A 13,506-nucleotide genomic window follows, 5' to 3' on the forward strand; every position below is an offset into this window, starting at 1 on the left:
GCGATAGCAAAGAGGTCACACCCGTTCCCATGCCGAACACGGTCGTTAAGCTCTTTTGCGCCGATGGTAGTTGGGGGTTTCCCCCTGTGAGAGTAGGACGTTGCCAGGCAAACCGTTCCACAGTAGCTCAGTGGTAGAGCAATCGGCTGTTAACCGATCGGTCGTAGGTTCGAGTCCTACCTGTGGAGCCATTTTTTGCTTCCATAGCTCAGCCGGTAGAGCACTACCATGGTAAGGTAGGGGTCAGCGGTTCAAATCCGCTTGGAAGCTCCAGAAGAATACATATATAACGCGCCTTTTTAGAGATGGAGAGGCGTTTTTGTGTTGTCTGTAAAACATTTACTCCGAATGGTTTCCATCTTCAATATATGAACAAATAGACAAGCCAGAAATCTTGTGGAATGAGGATAGAGATATAACCTCATCAGAATTCAAAAGTGAGATATGGATACAGGTTTTGAAAAAGTAACGGAGAAGCCACCGAGCTGTTTCGGCAGCTCGGTGGCTTCGTTAACGACAAAAGCAGTGTTAGATCTAAGGCAGTAAAATGCAATTTGTAAGCTATAAAAGGGGAATTCGCCTAATATCAACCGTCACAAATTGTTTTCAATCAATAAAAAACTATGCATCTAAGCTTTGTACGACTCAACCATTATCTCTTTAACTGATTAGTCGTTAGTCCTGTTATCGTACCGACAAGCTTAATATCAATTCCATAATCGAGCATACATTCAGCCACTTGCATCTTGGTTTCTTCTTTTGCTTTATGTTGCACATAGTCTAGCAGCGTAAGTAATTCTTCACGGGAGTAATAAGGACTGTGATTGTTCATTATGTCAACACCCCAACCTTTTTTCATTCATTATAACGAATATATGTTCGTGTTTTCAATAGTTAAATTTAAATTTATTTTTTTATTAAAAATACTTGCCATTCATTTTATTTTTAGATATAATATTTTTTGTCAGTAAGAAATGGCCCGTTGGTCAAGCGGTTAAGACACCGCCCTTTCACGGCGGTAACACGGGTTCGAATCCCGTACGGGTCACCATTTAAAGACTAGGATATTATATTTTGGAGGATTAGCTCAGCTGGGAGAGCACCTGCCTTACAAGCAGGGGGTCGGCGGTTCGATCCCGTCATCCTCCACCATATGCCGGCCTAGCTCAATTGGTAGAGCAACTGACTTGTAATCAGTAGGTTGGGGGTTCAAGTCCTCTGGCCGGCATCGTTTATTTTATAGTGGAGGGGTAGCGAAGTGGCTAAACGCGGCGGACTGTAAATCCGCTCCCTCCGGGTTCGGCGGTTCGAATCCGTCCCCCTCCACCATTTATTGGGCTATCGCCAAGCGGTAAGGCAACGGATTTTGATTCCGTCATGCGTAGGTTCGAATCCTGCTAGCCCAGCCATTTTTTGAGCCATTAGCTCAGTTGGTAGAGCATCTGACTTTTAATCAGAGGGTCGAAGGTTCAAGTCCTTCATGGCTCACTTCTTCATTTCTAAATTGACGCGGAAGTAGTTCAGTGGTAGAACACCACCTTGCCAAGGTGGGGGTCGCGAGTTCGAATCTCGTCTTCCGCTCCAAATGTATTGGGGCCTTAGCTCAGCTGGGAGAGCGCCTGCCTTGCACGCAGGAGGTCAGCGGTTCGATCCCGCTAGGCTCCACCATTATATGAATAATCCAAACCATAGATCTAATCTATGGTTTTTTATTTTGATTCTTTTTATTGGTAGATAATAGATTTATATACTAAATCATCATATTCGTTTAAGAGTTGATCAAGTTTTTGACTGTAATCAATCATTTCCTCTGAGATAAGAGGAGTGTTTTTAGCTGCGTCATTTAATAAAGACCTATAGTGCTCGATTTCGATGAGGAGTTGAGTATCCTTTTTCATTTTCGTTCCACCTTTCTTGAAACATTAGTTCAGTTTGGATATTTATAATTCGAGTTGATTGATAAACGGTAAAAAAAGGTACTTATCATATACCCTTTTTTGCTAAAAGAGAAACATCTATTTCATGTTATGATAGGAATTGACATATAAAATGATCGGAAGTTGAAACATAAATGAATGTTATTACGTAAGAAAAGACAGAATGAAGTAGGTAGGGGTAGGAAATGGATACAATTGTAAAAAGGTTAATTCGGGAAGTGAGGAAAGGTGATCAACAGGCATTTTCAGAAATTGTCGATCTCTATAAAGACAAAGTGTACCAAGTAGCATACCGTATGGTTGGGAATATGCATGAAGCACAAGATGTGGCTCAAGAAGCTTTTTTGCGGGCCTATACAAATATTGATCGATTTGATATCAATCGTAAGTTTTCGACTTGGTTATTTCGAATTGCAACGAACGTAGCGATTGATCGTCTTCGTAAAAAAAAGCCAGATTTTCATCTTCAAGATGAGGTTCAAGGAGCAGGTGGATTAACGTTTGAGTCTCAATTGGCAGCTGATGAAGAACGCCCGGAGGATCAAGTTGTGACAATGGAAATGCAAGAGTGGGTACAACATGAAATCAATCAGCTACCACCAAAGTACCGAACAGCCATTATTTTAAAATATTTGGAAGACTTATCGATAAAGGAAATAAGTGAAATTCTTGATATACCATCATCTACTGTGAAAACAAGAATACATCGCGGAAGAGAAGCACTTAGAAAGCGGATGCGTCATGTATAGAAAGGGGTGTGAAACATGAAGTGTGAACATCAATATGCAGAGTTGATCCAAAAAGTTGTTGATGGTGAAGCAACTATAGAAGAAAAAAGGCAATTAGATACTCATCTTACTACCTGTACTTCTTGTAAACAACACCTTCATGAGTTAAAGAAAGTAATCGCCTTTGTGCAAAGTTCATCTCATATAGAAGCTCCGGAGGGCTTTACAGAAAATATCATGGCAAAGCTACCAGAGCGAAAGCCGGTCTCAAAGTGGAAACAATGGTCACGAAAACATCCGCTGCTTATTTCTGTAGCTGTATTCTTTTTTCTTATGTTGGCAAGTGTATCCTCTCTTTGGAACACAAACGATGAGCAGGTGGTTGTTACAGGATCTGGTCAGGTGCAGATTGATCAAGAGAGTGGAAGAGTGATTGTTCCAGAAGGAGAAGTAATTAAAGGTGATTTAGTTGTTCGAAATGGACAACTGCAAATAGATGGTGAAGTTCAAGGGAATGTATTACTTGTGAATAGTGAATCATACTACGCATCAGTAGGGCATGTATCTGGTGAAATTCATGAGGTGGATCAAGCACTAGGTTGGGTTTGGTACCATACGAAACGCTTTTTTAAAGAGGTTATATTGATTACTGACAAAGAGGGCTCGAATTAGTAGAGCCCTCTATCATTGTATATTTCAATTTTGTTAACAGACTATGTTATAATGGGACAAGTGAAAAGCGAATTGGTACTATAAGGATTCGTGATCGATGCATGTTAATGGTTTGGAGGAAGAGCCATGTTTTCTTTAGAAGAGTTTCAGCTACTTAATTATGTCGGCCAAATTATAGATATATTGCTTGTAACCTATGTTGTGTATAAGGCGATTATGATTATAAGAGGAACGAGAGCTGTACAGTTAGTAAAAGGGATTACTGTCATTTTAGCTGTATGGTTTTTGAGTCGGTTTTTAGGGCTTAGAACGCTTGAATTTCTAATGAACCAGACGATAACGTACGGGCTACTTGCGATTATTATTATTTTTCAACCTGAACTTAGGAGAGCGCTAGAGCAACTAGGGAGAGGGAGATTATTCACGAGTAGGACCGTTCCTCAAGATGATTCTGTTAAAAAGTCAGTTGAAGCAATAGTCAAGGCTTCCACCTATATGGGGAAGCGTCGAATTGGCGCGCTCATGTCTTTAGAAAGAGAAACGGGGATGACCGATTATGTTGAAACAGGAATTCAGATGAATGCAAATTTAACGTCTGAGTTGCTCATTAATACATTCATTCCGAATACTCCGCTTCACGATGGAGCAGTTATCTTGAAGGAAAATACAATCTTAGCGGCTGCATGTTATTTGCCTCTATCTGAAAATCCGTTTATCTCAAAGGAATTAGGGACAAGACATCGTGCTGCTTTAGGGGTAAGTGAAGTAACCGATTCGATTACCATTATCGTGTCGGAAGAAACTGGAAGTATTTCTTTAACGAAAAATGGTGAGCTACATAGAGAGCTTGATGAAGAAACGTTACGTAGTTTATTAGAGCGAGAACTTCTTATCGAAACGAAGCAAACGACCACTTCACGTTGGCAGTGGGGAGGGAAGAAAAATGGATAAACTGTTTAACAGCCATTGGTTTGTGAAAATAATCTCCTTTTTTATTGCGTTAATGCTTTTTACGATGGTAAATATTGATAATATGACGACACAACCTGGTGTGCTACCAGCGATAACGTCTGCGTCATATACGCTCGAAGATGTAGAACTGACCGTTTTGTACGATGAAGAAAACTATGAAGTTACGGATAAAACAGAACATGTTCAGGTGAATTTGAAAGGACCACAGAGCTCGCTTACATTGTTTCAACTAACAAGACCTTCTTATGAAGTGTTTGTTGATGTTAGAGAACGAGGGGAAGGTGTCCACACATTAAGTGTGCAGCACCGCAATTTCCCAAGTGATTTGTCTGTGTCTATTGTTCCACAATATGCTCGGGTTGAGCTCCAGGAAAAACAAACCGTTTCCTTTCCGGTACAAGTAGATATTATCAATTCTGGTGAAGTAGAAGAAGGCTATTCGGTTGGGACCCCTATTGTCACTCCAATCAATGTTGATGTGACTGCTGCAAGAAGCTTAGTAGCAGATGTAAGTGTGGCGAAAGCGTATGTTGATGTAGCGGGGGCTGATAAAACGATTGAAGAAACAGCACCTGTTAAATTGTACGACGAAGATGGGAATGAATTAGCTTTATCAATGGAGCCTCAAGTAGTGGATGTGAAATTACCTATTACAAGTCCGAATCGCTCGGTACCAACAAAGGTCACACGAACAGGTGAACTACCAGAAGAAGTTAGTATTAATGAGGTGCAAATTGAGCCGGAAGAAGTAACCATTTATGGTCCAACGGATATCATTGATCGAATGAATGTGGTTGAAGTTGGTGAACTAGACCTTAGCGAATTAACGGAAAGTCAAACATTTGAAATGACGATTCCAGTACCTCCAGGTGTGGAGCGAGTATCGCCTGAAGAGGTTACCGTTACCGTTACGATTAGTACAGAAGAAACAAAAGAATTTACTGATATACCTGTAGATATTATAGGTGGACGTGAGGGCGAAGGTGTCACGTATAATGGCAGTGAAACAAGAGTCGTAACGATAACGGCAAGAGGGTCAGAAGAATCATTAGAGAAGTTGACGTTATCCGATATACAAGTATTTGTCGATGTGAGTGATTTATCAACAGGTGAATATGAAGTAGAGGTACAAATTAATGGACCTCCCAATATTAGCTTTAGTTCAGTTGAAAATACAATTCCAATTGAGATTACATCGCGATCTGAGTGATGATTTGTTTGAAGGAGAGAATGAATAATGGGTAATTATTTTGGTACTGATGGTGTACGAGGGGTGGCCAATACAGAGCTTACCCCAGAGCTTGCTTTTAAACTTGGTAGAATAGGTGGGTATGTATTAACAAAGGATACGGAAAAGCCTCGAGTCATTATCGGACGTGATACGCGCATTTCCGGCGAAATGCTTGAAAGTGCTCTTGTAGCTGGTCTGCTGTCGATTGGGGCAGAAGTTATGCGATTAGGTGTAATTTCAACGCCTGGTGTTGCTTTTTTAACAAAGGCGCTAAGTGCAAATGCAGGAGTGATGATCTCAGCATCGCATAATCCAGTTCCTGATAATGGGATCAAATTTTTTGGACCAGATGGGTTTAAATTATTGGATAAACAAGAAGAGGAAATCGAACGACTTCTCGATAGCGAAGACGAGTTGCCAAGACCAACCGGTGGTGCACTTGGTCAACTAAATGATTACTTTGAAGGAGTTCAAAAGTATTTACAATTTTTAAAGCAGACAGTTCAAGAAGATTTTTCAGGGATCCATATTGCTCTAGACTGTGCGCATGGAGCAGCTTCTTCACTCGCGCCACATCTTTTTGCTGACTTGGAAGCTGATATTTCAACAATGGGAACAGCTCCAAATGGGGTGAATATTAACGAGCAATGTGGGTCTACTCACCCAGAGGCGTTAGCGTCTTTTGTTCTTGAAAAAGGAGCACAAATTGGTCTGGCATTTGATGGAGATGCCGATCGTTTGATTGCCATTGATGAAAATGGAGAGATTGTCGATGGCGACAAAATTATGTTTATTTGTGCGAAATACATGAAAGAACAAGGTTGGCTTAAACATGGAACGGTTGTGTCAACGGTAATGAGTAACCTTGGTTTCTATAAGGGACTTGAAGAAATAGGAATTGAAACCAAACAGACTGCAGTAGGCGATCGGTATGTAATGGAAGAAATGAGAAAAGGTGGATATAATCTTGGTGGAGAGCAATCAGGGCATATTATCTTCCTTGATCATATTACAACAGGTGACGGAGTATTATCTGCGCTTCAACTAGTCAATATTATGAAAGCGACGAATAAGCCATTATCGAAGTTAGCTTCAGAAATGCAAACATTTCCACAAAGGTTAGTGAATGTACGTGTGACCGATAAAAATGCGGTTACAGACAATGCGCGAGTTCGTGAAGTGATTGAACAAGTTGAAGCACAAATGGTCGGAGAAGGCCGTGTCCTTGTACGCCCATCAGGAACAGAACCTCTTGTAAGAGTGATGATTGAAGCAAAAACAATAGAACTTTGTGAACGATATGTTGATTCAATTGTCGCTGTTGTAAAAGAAGAAATGGGTTTAAACGAATAAATCTTACATATGCATAAGTAGCACGTGACATGCTACTTATGCATATTTTTTTATATAGAGTGTAAACCAACTCTCAAACAATTTGTGAAATCTGTAGTTGTAATTGACGTTCGCTTTTGGCTGAGGTATGATGAAGCGAGTCAATAATAGAAAGGAGGATCGACAGGAATATAATACTAAAAGCGCCTGAACTATACGCCTGTATAGTTGACGAGGAGAGGGAGTATCGAGTGTTCGGCGGATGCCCTCCGGTTGTAAGCATGACAACCGTTAGACTTCTGTAAAAAACAAAGAGGCAACTCTTTGCACAAAGACAGAAGTAAGCATGCCTTCTAAAAAATAAGAGTGGGGGCAAGTTTGTCCCTTAGGTTACTTGCCCCCGATTCTGGGAGGTACTTTATTTTATGTGCGGAATTGTAGGATATATTGGAATAAAAGATGCGAAAGAAATTTTATTACGTGGCTTAGAGAAACTAGAATACCGTGGCTATGATTCAGCAGGTATCGCAATTGCCAATGCAGAAGGAGTTCACGTATTCAAGGAAAAAGGACGCATTGCATCTCTTCGTAAAGTGGTCGATAATACTGTTGATAGTACGGTCGGAATTGGTCATACTCGCTGGGCAACTCACGGTGTGCCAAGTCGCATCAATGCTCATCCACATCAAAGTGAAACAGCAAGATTTACGCTTGTCCATAACGGGGTCATTGAGAATTATGAGCAGTTGAAAAGCGAATATTTGCCAGATATTACACTTCAAAGTGAAACAGATACAGAAATCATCGTTCAACTCATTGATCGTTTTGTGACAGGTGGTCAAACAGTTGAAGAAGCGTTTAGTCATACATTATCTTTATTAAAAGGTTCGTATGCACTAGCTCTTCTTGATAAACAAAATGTAGAAGTGGTCTATGTTGGGAAAAACAAAAGCCCACTTTTAATTGGTGTTGGCGAAGGCGTCAATGTCATTGCGTCCGATGCGATGGCGATGCTACAAGTGACCAATCAATTTGTTGAAATTATGGACCAAGAACTTGTTCTTGTTTCACGTGATGATGTGACGATTAAGAAGTTAGACGGTACGGTTATGTCACGTTCATCTTATACGGCTGAACTTGATGCGAGTGACATTGAAAAAGGAACATATCCTCATTTCATGCTGAAAGAAATTGACGAGCAGCCTTTTGTCATTCGTAACATCATTCAAAAGTATCAAAATGCGGATGGCACCGTTCGCCTTGATGAAAACATTCGGAGCGCGATGAAATCGTCTGATCGTATTTATATCATTGCAGCAGGAACGAGCTACCATGCTGGTTTAGTTGGAAAGCAACTGATTGAAAAAATCGCACAGCGTCCTGTTGAAGTGCATATTGCGAGCGAGTTTTTATACAATAGACCACTTTTATCCGAAAACCCACTCTTTATCTTTATCTCACAAAGTGGTGAAACAGCCGATCTTCGCGGCGTTTTAGTAGACGTGAAGGAGAAAGGCTTCAAAGCACTAACGATTACGAACGTACCTGGCTCAACTCTTTCTCGTGAGGCCGACTTTACATTACACACGTATGCGGGTCCTGAGATTGCTGTTGCATCAACGAAAGCTTACACAGCTCAAATGGCTGTCTTAACTTTGCTTGCTGTTGACACAGCAAATGCAAAAGGCATTAAGCTTGACTTTGATCCGATTCAAGAGTTAGGAATTGTTGCAAGTGCGATGGAAACACTGTGTGATCAAAAAGAAAAATTAGAGCAAATTGCTCGAGATTATTTATCCGTAACAAGAAATTGCTTCTTCATTGGTCGTGCAGCTGATTATTTCGTTTGCTTAGAAGGTGCTCTAAAGTTAAAAGAAATCTCGTACATCCAAGCAGAAGGCTTTGCAGGTGGCGAGTTGAAGCACGGGACGATTGCTCTTATTGAAGAAGGCACTCCAGTTATTGCGATTGCCACACAAGAACATGTCAACTTAAGTATCCGCGGAAATGTAAAAGAAGTAGCAGCCCGCGGCGCATACCCATGCATTATTAGTATGGAAGGGTTAGAACATGACGGGGATGCGTTTGTCATTCCAAAGGTTCATGAGCACTTAACATCACTAGCAACGGTTATTCCACTACAACTGATCTCCTACTATGCAGCATTGCATCGTGATTGTGATGTTGATAAGCCACGTAACTTGGCGAAGAGTGTGACGGTTGAGTAGAGGAAACAACTTACAAACTATTGATGTTGATTTGAAATAAAGTTCAACCGTTTATAAAAAAGATTAAACTGTGTATAAAAAAGTTTCACCGTTTCACCCTTTAGATAAAATTATCTAAAGGGCTGTTTTTTTATGTCCAAAAGGAAAAGAACATCAGAAATTGAAAAGTGGATTAAAGAAGGTCGAGGCTCGGGTATTGGAGCAGATTACAAACCTTGGTTGAAGATTCAAGGTGTATCTTCATTAGAAGGTTTATACTATCGTTTTAGAGTATATTAAAGAATTATTAGAAGAAATATTCTTTTTTACAATTTGAAATTTAGAGGTGTTTTTATGAAAATCAAAAACGGTGTAATTCATAGCACCAAAACTCCATTGATTAAGACTACAATCATTGGGAATATCTTAGCGTACAAAATTTCCTAATTGTTGGCGAGGCCCCTTATTAAAGATTAATATATTTCAAAGCTACAAATAACAAAGTCGGGTACTGATATAAATGGAAAGGAGATGGCTCACTTAAGCTGTCTCCTTTTTAAGTTGAATGATTAAAAAGTGATTTTCCATTTAAAAATTGAGCAAACCTTGGTAGTGCTATGCTCCATAGTAATTTTTTCGGTTTCCATTTATTCAACACAGATTACAGTTTAGATAATTTCTCTCGATTGACTGATTGAGGTGGTTCTTCTAACCAGTTGTTATCAATCATTATGTTCACACCATCATTAGCGTACTTTGCGATTTCTGTTGCTAAGCGAATGTACGTTGTGTTTATATCTGTTCTTAAACTAGCTGCAGAAGCTGTTGCATAGTTCGAAATACTCGATGATATTAACAAGGAAGAATGGAACATAATTAGTTTATCTGAAAAAGGTGTCACTGTAGATTCCGAGACTTCAAGGTCCGATGGCATGGGTGCAGGAATATCATCGTCAGTTAAAATGGTGGAAAACAGTTTCACATGTTTTTTTGCTATCTCTTTTCCTCTAGAGCAATATTCACGTACGTTTTGAGACTTTGCGACTTTAGCAAGCCCGACTAAAAAAGTTTGTCCGACTATATTTGTTTCCATATTGGCATAAATATGTGTAATTTCAACAACATTTACTGGTCTAAGGTTCATACTTAATAGACCACCTTTATAATTCTTTTTGTCAATAAAATCAACAGCATCAGGGGTTGAAACATAAGGCGGACTTACAAATAATCCTTTCGATAATAAAAGACTTGCTGTCTTATTGTACAAATCTATTGATGATTGTATCGCTTGACTTAAAAAATCACGGACACTTGATTTTGCAGAAGTTGCCAGGACCACACCGTAAACGGATAACCCTACCTTTGCCATATTTTTAAGATAGTATAGGTAATAGGCATCCGAATAAAGGCGTGGAGCAGTAGGGCTCACATCCTCATCTGAAAACCCAACTGGTATAGATTGTTTGCTGTTCTTAAGAATACTTCTTGATTGGCTAAGGTTATTTTCCGAAATATTGAGTGCGTACTTTATAATTGATTTAATGTCTGCATCATCAACATTTTCTAAAAAATACTTAAAAATACATATCGACATGCTATTGTTTTGGCAACTACTCCAAAGTGCTGCAATTTCTGAAGATGTTAATCTGGTTTGATGCTCTGCTGCCATCTACTACCACTCCTTATATACAACCATTATTGAATGTTGGTATTGTTATCTTCTACTCTTTTTTTGAAATTTATTCCTTGTGTTGAATGCATAGTTTAGTAACGCATTTTTTATTTTGTCTTTTATCTATGTGAAGGGCATTTATGAGTTTCTAATAAAAGATATCGATCATAAATTGACCATTCTTAGTCCAGTCGATGTTATATGGGCATATATGATGATTTCAGCAGTTGTAGCTCTCACTTTATCAATTCCTTTAATTGCCTATCAAATTTGGAAATACGTTTCTCCTGATATGAAGTCTGAAGTGAGCATTACACTATCAAGAATTATTAATCGAAAAAAAATAACTCCGATTAATACGGAGCCACTGAAAAACTGAAGTTTCTTTCTCTGTAATTAAATAGGCGCAACAAAAAAGACGACTCTATGTCAGTCCTTATTAAACCACAGGGGATCTTTGTCATCAACATCGCCATTATAGTTGATCACGATCTCTTCTCCTGCTTTTATATCTTTATAAGCATAGTAGTCAAACGTATGATTATCAAAATTAATATCATACGTCGCATTAGGCTCATACGAATGGTTAAACAGCATTCCATATCCTAAGACGACCGCAGTGTGATTGATCCCATACTCATACACATAATCAGCTAGTACCGTTTGTTCAATGAACTCATGTTGCTCATTGGGGTAAGGAACAACAGGTGCTTCATGGAATAGTTCGCCTTTTTTTATATCACATGTTGCGAATACCCCTCTATTGAATTCCCCTTCACTAATCCTAGAAATCTTTATCTCAATCATGTTCGTCACCTACACATTCTTCTTATTTATCTTTTTAGTTTCATCTGACTATAACATGGTGAACAACAGACAACCATCAATAAGTTTCAACAATATAAGAATTTTTTAGTCATGTAAATAGTTTGAATTTGATTCCATATTCATAATGTATTGAATCGTTTATTTTGCTTCACAGTGTTTGTTTCTAAGGGGAAAGGGTAAAAATTGTAATAACGGCAAAAAGGTGTGCAATTTTCAAAAAATTGTAATCGCAATAATTCAATTAAGTGACAAAATTAATTTATTGGGAGGTTTTTGTTTTATGGCAAGTCAAACCGTATCGATCGTACAAGACTCATTAAATGCTTTGTTGGAAGATTCTTCCTTTTTACCGGATTTACAGAAGGGATCAAGAGAACAAGCTTTTACTTCGTTAGCTGCTATCCTTTCTACACCAAACAAAGTACATAAATCATTTTTGCGAATTTCTTTGGAAAATGGCAAGGTTGTTCGAATTCCTGCTTTTCGAGTGCAACATAATAACACACTTGGCCCATATAAAGGAGGAATTCGATTTCATGAATCAGTTAATGAGGAAGAAGTTGTCAACCTTGCTGCATTAATGACGCTGAAGAATGCCCTTCATGATGTTCCATTTGGTGGTGGGAAAGGTGGCATAATCATAAATCCAAGGGAACGCTCAGTCAAAGAGTTAAATTTAATTTGTCAAAAGTACGTGCATTACTTTAGCGATGTTTTGGGTCCAGATAAAGATATTCCTGCACCGGATATGGGTTCTAGTGATCGTGAAATGGATTGGATGATGGCTGAGTACAAAAGCATTCGTCCAGGTGAACCGTATAGAGGAAGTTTCACTGGGAAAAGTATCATAAACGGTGGTTCTTTAGGAAGAAGAGAAGCTACTGGTAAGGGAGTCTATTTTTCATTCCGGTACATACTCCATGATTTCTTAAAGGAACAGCATACCTTTCTTTCAAATTCAGGAAATAAATTTGCTAAAACAGTATTAGGTTATAAAAATCGTCCGCTGACAATTGCAGTCCAAGGCTTTGGAAATGTCGGTTCAATTGCGGCACTTGAAGCTCATCAATGTGCTCTTTTACAGAATAAAGTAGTTTCTGTAAGTGACCGTAATGTCATGCTTTATAATTCTGAAGGCTTAGATATTCCAGCTTTAATTGATTTCACATCCAAAAATCGAGGAGATCTCCCAACTACTGATGAACAGTTATCCGAAGCTGGAATTAAAGCAGCCATTCATGAAAGAGATAAAGTTCTAGTCCTTGATGTAGATGTGTTAATCTTAGCGGCATTAGAAGATCAAATTCATCAGGAGAATATGGAGCAAATTAAAGCCCGGATTATTGTCGAAGGAGCGAATGCGCCAGTTACGGGTGAAGCAGATAACTATTTGAGTGATCAGGGTGTCATTATTATCCCTGATATTCTTGCCAATGCGGGCGGGGTAATCGTGTCATATTTTGAATGGCTTCAAGGGCGTGAAACTCAATTTTATACTGAGGAAGAAGTATTCAAACTTTTAGTCGATAAGATGAAAGCAACAATGGATAACATCCTTCCGCAATATTTTGGAGACCCTTTTCCATTACGTCAAAACTGTTATATTCATTCCGTTATGAAATTGTCCACTGTTCTATATCGTCAAGGAAAGTTATATTGAACCTGTAGATTGTAAGCAATCCTTTTAGCCTGAGGTAACGGCATATTGTTTTTGTTTTAGATTCAGTATTAACTGCTACTGAGTTTTTAGCATGCGGAGCCATTTTACGATTTTTTGGATACGCTATTAAGAATGACCATGTATGTGGTCATTCTTCAGATTGTTGAGAAACCCCACTTTTTCAAGTGGGCAGATTGTTGAGAAACCCCACTTTTTCAAGTGGGGTTTCTCTTATGCCTTTATCTTTCTTTCTAAAATCCAATAAAT

12 protein-coding genes, 10 tRNA genes, 1 rRNA gene and 2 pseudogenes are annotated in these 13,506 nt (G+C 38.9%); 21 read left to right on the forward strand and 4 right to left on the reverse strand.

Annotated elements, in window-relative coordinates; genetic code table 11:
• The 4 genes and pseudogenes from rrf to SAZ04_RS20580 all read left to right on the forward strand — a co-directional run.
• Positions 1–109 (forward strand): 5S ribosomal RNA (rrf, locus tag SAZ04_RS20565); the annotation flags it as partial.
• 7 nt (positions 110–116) lie between these two features.
• Positions 117–191: transfer RNA gene (locus SAZ04_RS20570), tRNA-Asn, on the forward strand.
• Between the two features lie 6 nt (positions 192–197).
• Positions 198–273: transfer RNA gene (locus tag SAZ04_RS20575), tRNA-Thr, on the forward strand.
• A gap of 64 nt (positions 274–337) precedes the next feature.
• Positions 338–469 (forward strand): annotated as a pseudogene (locus tag SAZ04_RS20580) (AraC family transcriptional regulator); the annotation flags it as partial.
• Between the two features lie 183 nt (positions 470–652).
• Here the strand turns inward: SAZ04_RS20580 and SAZ04_RS20585 are convergent.
• Positions 653–832 carry a hypothetical protein gene (locus SAZ04_RS20585; protein WP_332699038.1) on the reverse strand — a complete coding sequence of 60 codons (180 nt, stop codon included), beginning with the start codon at positions 830–832 and terminating at the stop codon, positions 653–655.
• A 144-nt stretch (positions 833–976) separates the two neighbouring features.
• Between SAZ04_RS20585 and SAZ04_RS20590 the strand changes: the two genes are divergently transcribed.
• From SAZ04_RS20590 to SAZ04_RS20625, 8 genes are all read left to right on the forward strand, one after another.
• Positions 977–1,051, forward strand: a tRNA-Glu gene (locus tag SAZ04_RS20590).
• Positions 1,052–1,076: 25 nt separating this feature from the next.
• A tRNA-Val gene (locus tag SAZ04_RS20595) sits at positions 1,077–1,152 on the forward strand.
• A 3-nt stretch (positions 1,153–1,155) separates the two neighbouring features.
• Positions 1,156–1,228: transfer RNA gene (locus SAZ04_RS20600), tRNA-Thr, on the forward strand.
• A gap of 16 nt (positions 1,229–1,244) precedes the next feature.
• Positions 1,245–1,329 (forward strand) — tRNA-Tyr (locus SAZ04_RS20605).
• Between the two features lie 5 nt (positions 1,330–1,334).
• A tRNA-Gln gene (locus tag SAZ04_RS20610) sits at positions 1,335–1,409 on the forward strand.
• A 6-nt stretch (positions 1,410–1,415) separates the two neighbouring features.
• Positions 1,416–1,488, forward strand: a tRNA-Lys gene (locus SAZ04_RS20615).
• 21 nt (positions 1,489–1,509) lie between these two features.
• Positions 1,510–1,584, forward strand: a tRNA-Gly gene (locus SAZ04_RS20620).
• 8 nt (positions 1,585–1,592) lie between these two features.
• Positions 1,593–1,668: transfer RNA gene (locus SAZ04_RS20625), tRNA-Ala, on the forward strand.
• 56 nt (positions 1,669–1,724) lie between these two features.
• On the opposite strand, the gene SAZ04_RS20630 is transcribed toward SAZ04_RS20625, so the two are convergent.
• Positions 1,725–1,898 carry an aspartyl-phosphate phosphatase Spo0E family protein gene (locus SAZ04_RS20630; protein WP_332699041.1) on the reverse strand — a complete coding sequence of 58 codons (174 nt, stop codon included), beginning with the start codon at positions 1,896–1,898 and terminating at the stop codon, positions 1,725–1,727.
• A 224-nt stretch (positions 1,899–2,122) separates the two neighbouring features.
• On the opposite strand from SAZ04_RS20630, the gene sigW reads away from it, so the two are divergent.
• The 7 genes and pseudogenes from sigW to SAZ04_RS20665 all read left to right on the forward strand — a co-directional run.
• Positions 2,123–2,686, forward strand: coding sequence for an RNA polymerase sigma factor SigW (sigW, locus tag SAZ04_RS20635; RefSeq protein WP_332699043.1), 564 nt, complete (start codon positions 2,123–2,125; stop codon positions 2,684–2,686).
• Between the two features lie 15 nt (positions 2,687–2,701).
• Positions 2,702–3,337: an anti-sigma-W factor RsiW gene (gene rsiW, locus SAZ04_RS20640; RefSeq protein ID WP_332699047.1), complete on the forward strand. Its 636-nt coding sequence runs from the start codon at positions 2,702–2,704 to the stop codon at positions 3,335–3,337.
• Between the two features lie 126 nt (positions 3,338–3,463).
• Complete coding sequence (gene cdaA / locus SAZ04_RS20645) at positions 3,464–4,288, forward strand: diadenylate cyclase CdaA (RefSeq protein ID WP_332699050.1); 825 nt, start codon at positions 3,464–3,466, stop codon at positions 4,286–4,288.
• Positions 4,281–5,519: a CdaR family protein gene (locus SAZ04_RS20650; RefSeq protein WP_332699053.1), complete on the forward strand. Its 1,239-nt coding sequence runs from the start codon at positions 4,281–4,283 to the stop codon at positions 5,517–5,519. Before cdaA ends, SAZ04_RS20650 begins: the two co-directional genes overlap by 8 nt.
• 27 nt (positions 5,520–5,546) lie before the next feature.
• Positions 5,547–6,893 (forward strand): phosphoglucosamine mutase, encoded by a 1,347-nt coding sequence (gene glmM, locus SAZ04_RS20655; RefSeq protein WP_332699056.1) that lies wholly within the window; start codon positions 5,547–5,549, stop codon positions 6,891–6,893.
• Between the two features lie 404 nt (positions 6,894–7,297).
• On the forward strand, positions 7,298–9,100 hold the full coding sequence (gene glmS, locus SAZ04_RS20660; RefSeq protein WP_332699059.1) for a glutamine--fructose-6-phosphate transaminase (isomerizing): 1,803 nt from the start codon (positions 7,298–7,300) through the stop codon (positions 9,098–9,100).
• Between the two features lie 132 nt (positions 9,101–9,232).
• Positions 9,233–9,343 (forward strand): annotated as a pseudogene (locus SAZ04_RS20665) (heteromeric transposase endonuclease subunit TnsA); the annotation flags it as partial.
• Positions 9,344–9,740: 397 nt separating this feature from the next.
• On the opposite strand, the gene SAZ04_RS20670 reads toward SAZ04_RS20665, so the two are convergent.
• The gene (locus tag SAZ04_RS20670; RefSeq protein WP_332699062.1) at positions 9,741–10,748 is read right to left on the reverse strand and encodes a DUF3231 family protein; all 1,008 of its coding nucleotides are present in this window, start codon (positions 10,746–10,748) and stop codon (positions 9,741–9,743) included.
• 115 nt (positions 10,749–10,863) lie between these two features.
• Here SAZ04_RS20670 and SAZ04_RS20675 point away from each other — a divergent pair, with 115 nt between their 5' ends.
• Entirely contained in the window at positions 10,864–11,130 is a 267-nt protein-coding gene (locus tag SAZ04_RS20675; RefSeq protein WP_332699065.1) for a twin-arginine translocase subunit TatC, read from the forward strand.
• 50 nt (positions 11,131–11,180) lie between these two features.
• Here SAZ04_RS20675 and SAZ04_RS20680 read toward each other — a convergent pair whose 3' ends face one another.
• Entirely contained in the window at positions 11,181–11,558 is a 378-nt protein-coding gene (locus SAZ04_RS20680; protein WP_332699068.1) for an SET domain-containing protein, read from the reverse strand.
• Positions 11,559–11,859: 301 nt separating this feature from the next.
• Here SAZ04_RS20680 and SAZ04_RS20685 point away from each other — a divergent pair, with 301 nt between their 5' ends.
• Complete coding sequence (locus SAZ04_RS20685; RefSeq protein WP_332699070.1) at positions 11,860–13,239, forward strand: Glu/Leu/Phe/Val family dehydrogenase; 1,380 nt, start codon at positions 11,860–11,862, stop codon at positions 13,237–13,239.
• Positions 13,240–13,506: the final 267 nt, after the last annotated feature.

This window comes from Halalkalibacter lacteus, assembly GCF_036663595.1.
Lineage (GTDB): Bacteria > Bacillota > Bacilli > Bacillales > Bacillaceae_D > Halalkalibacter > Halalkalibacter lacteus.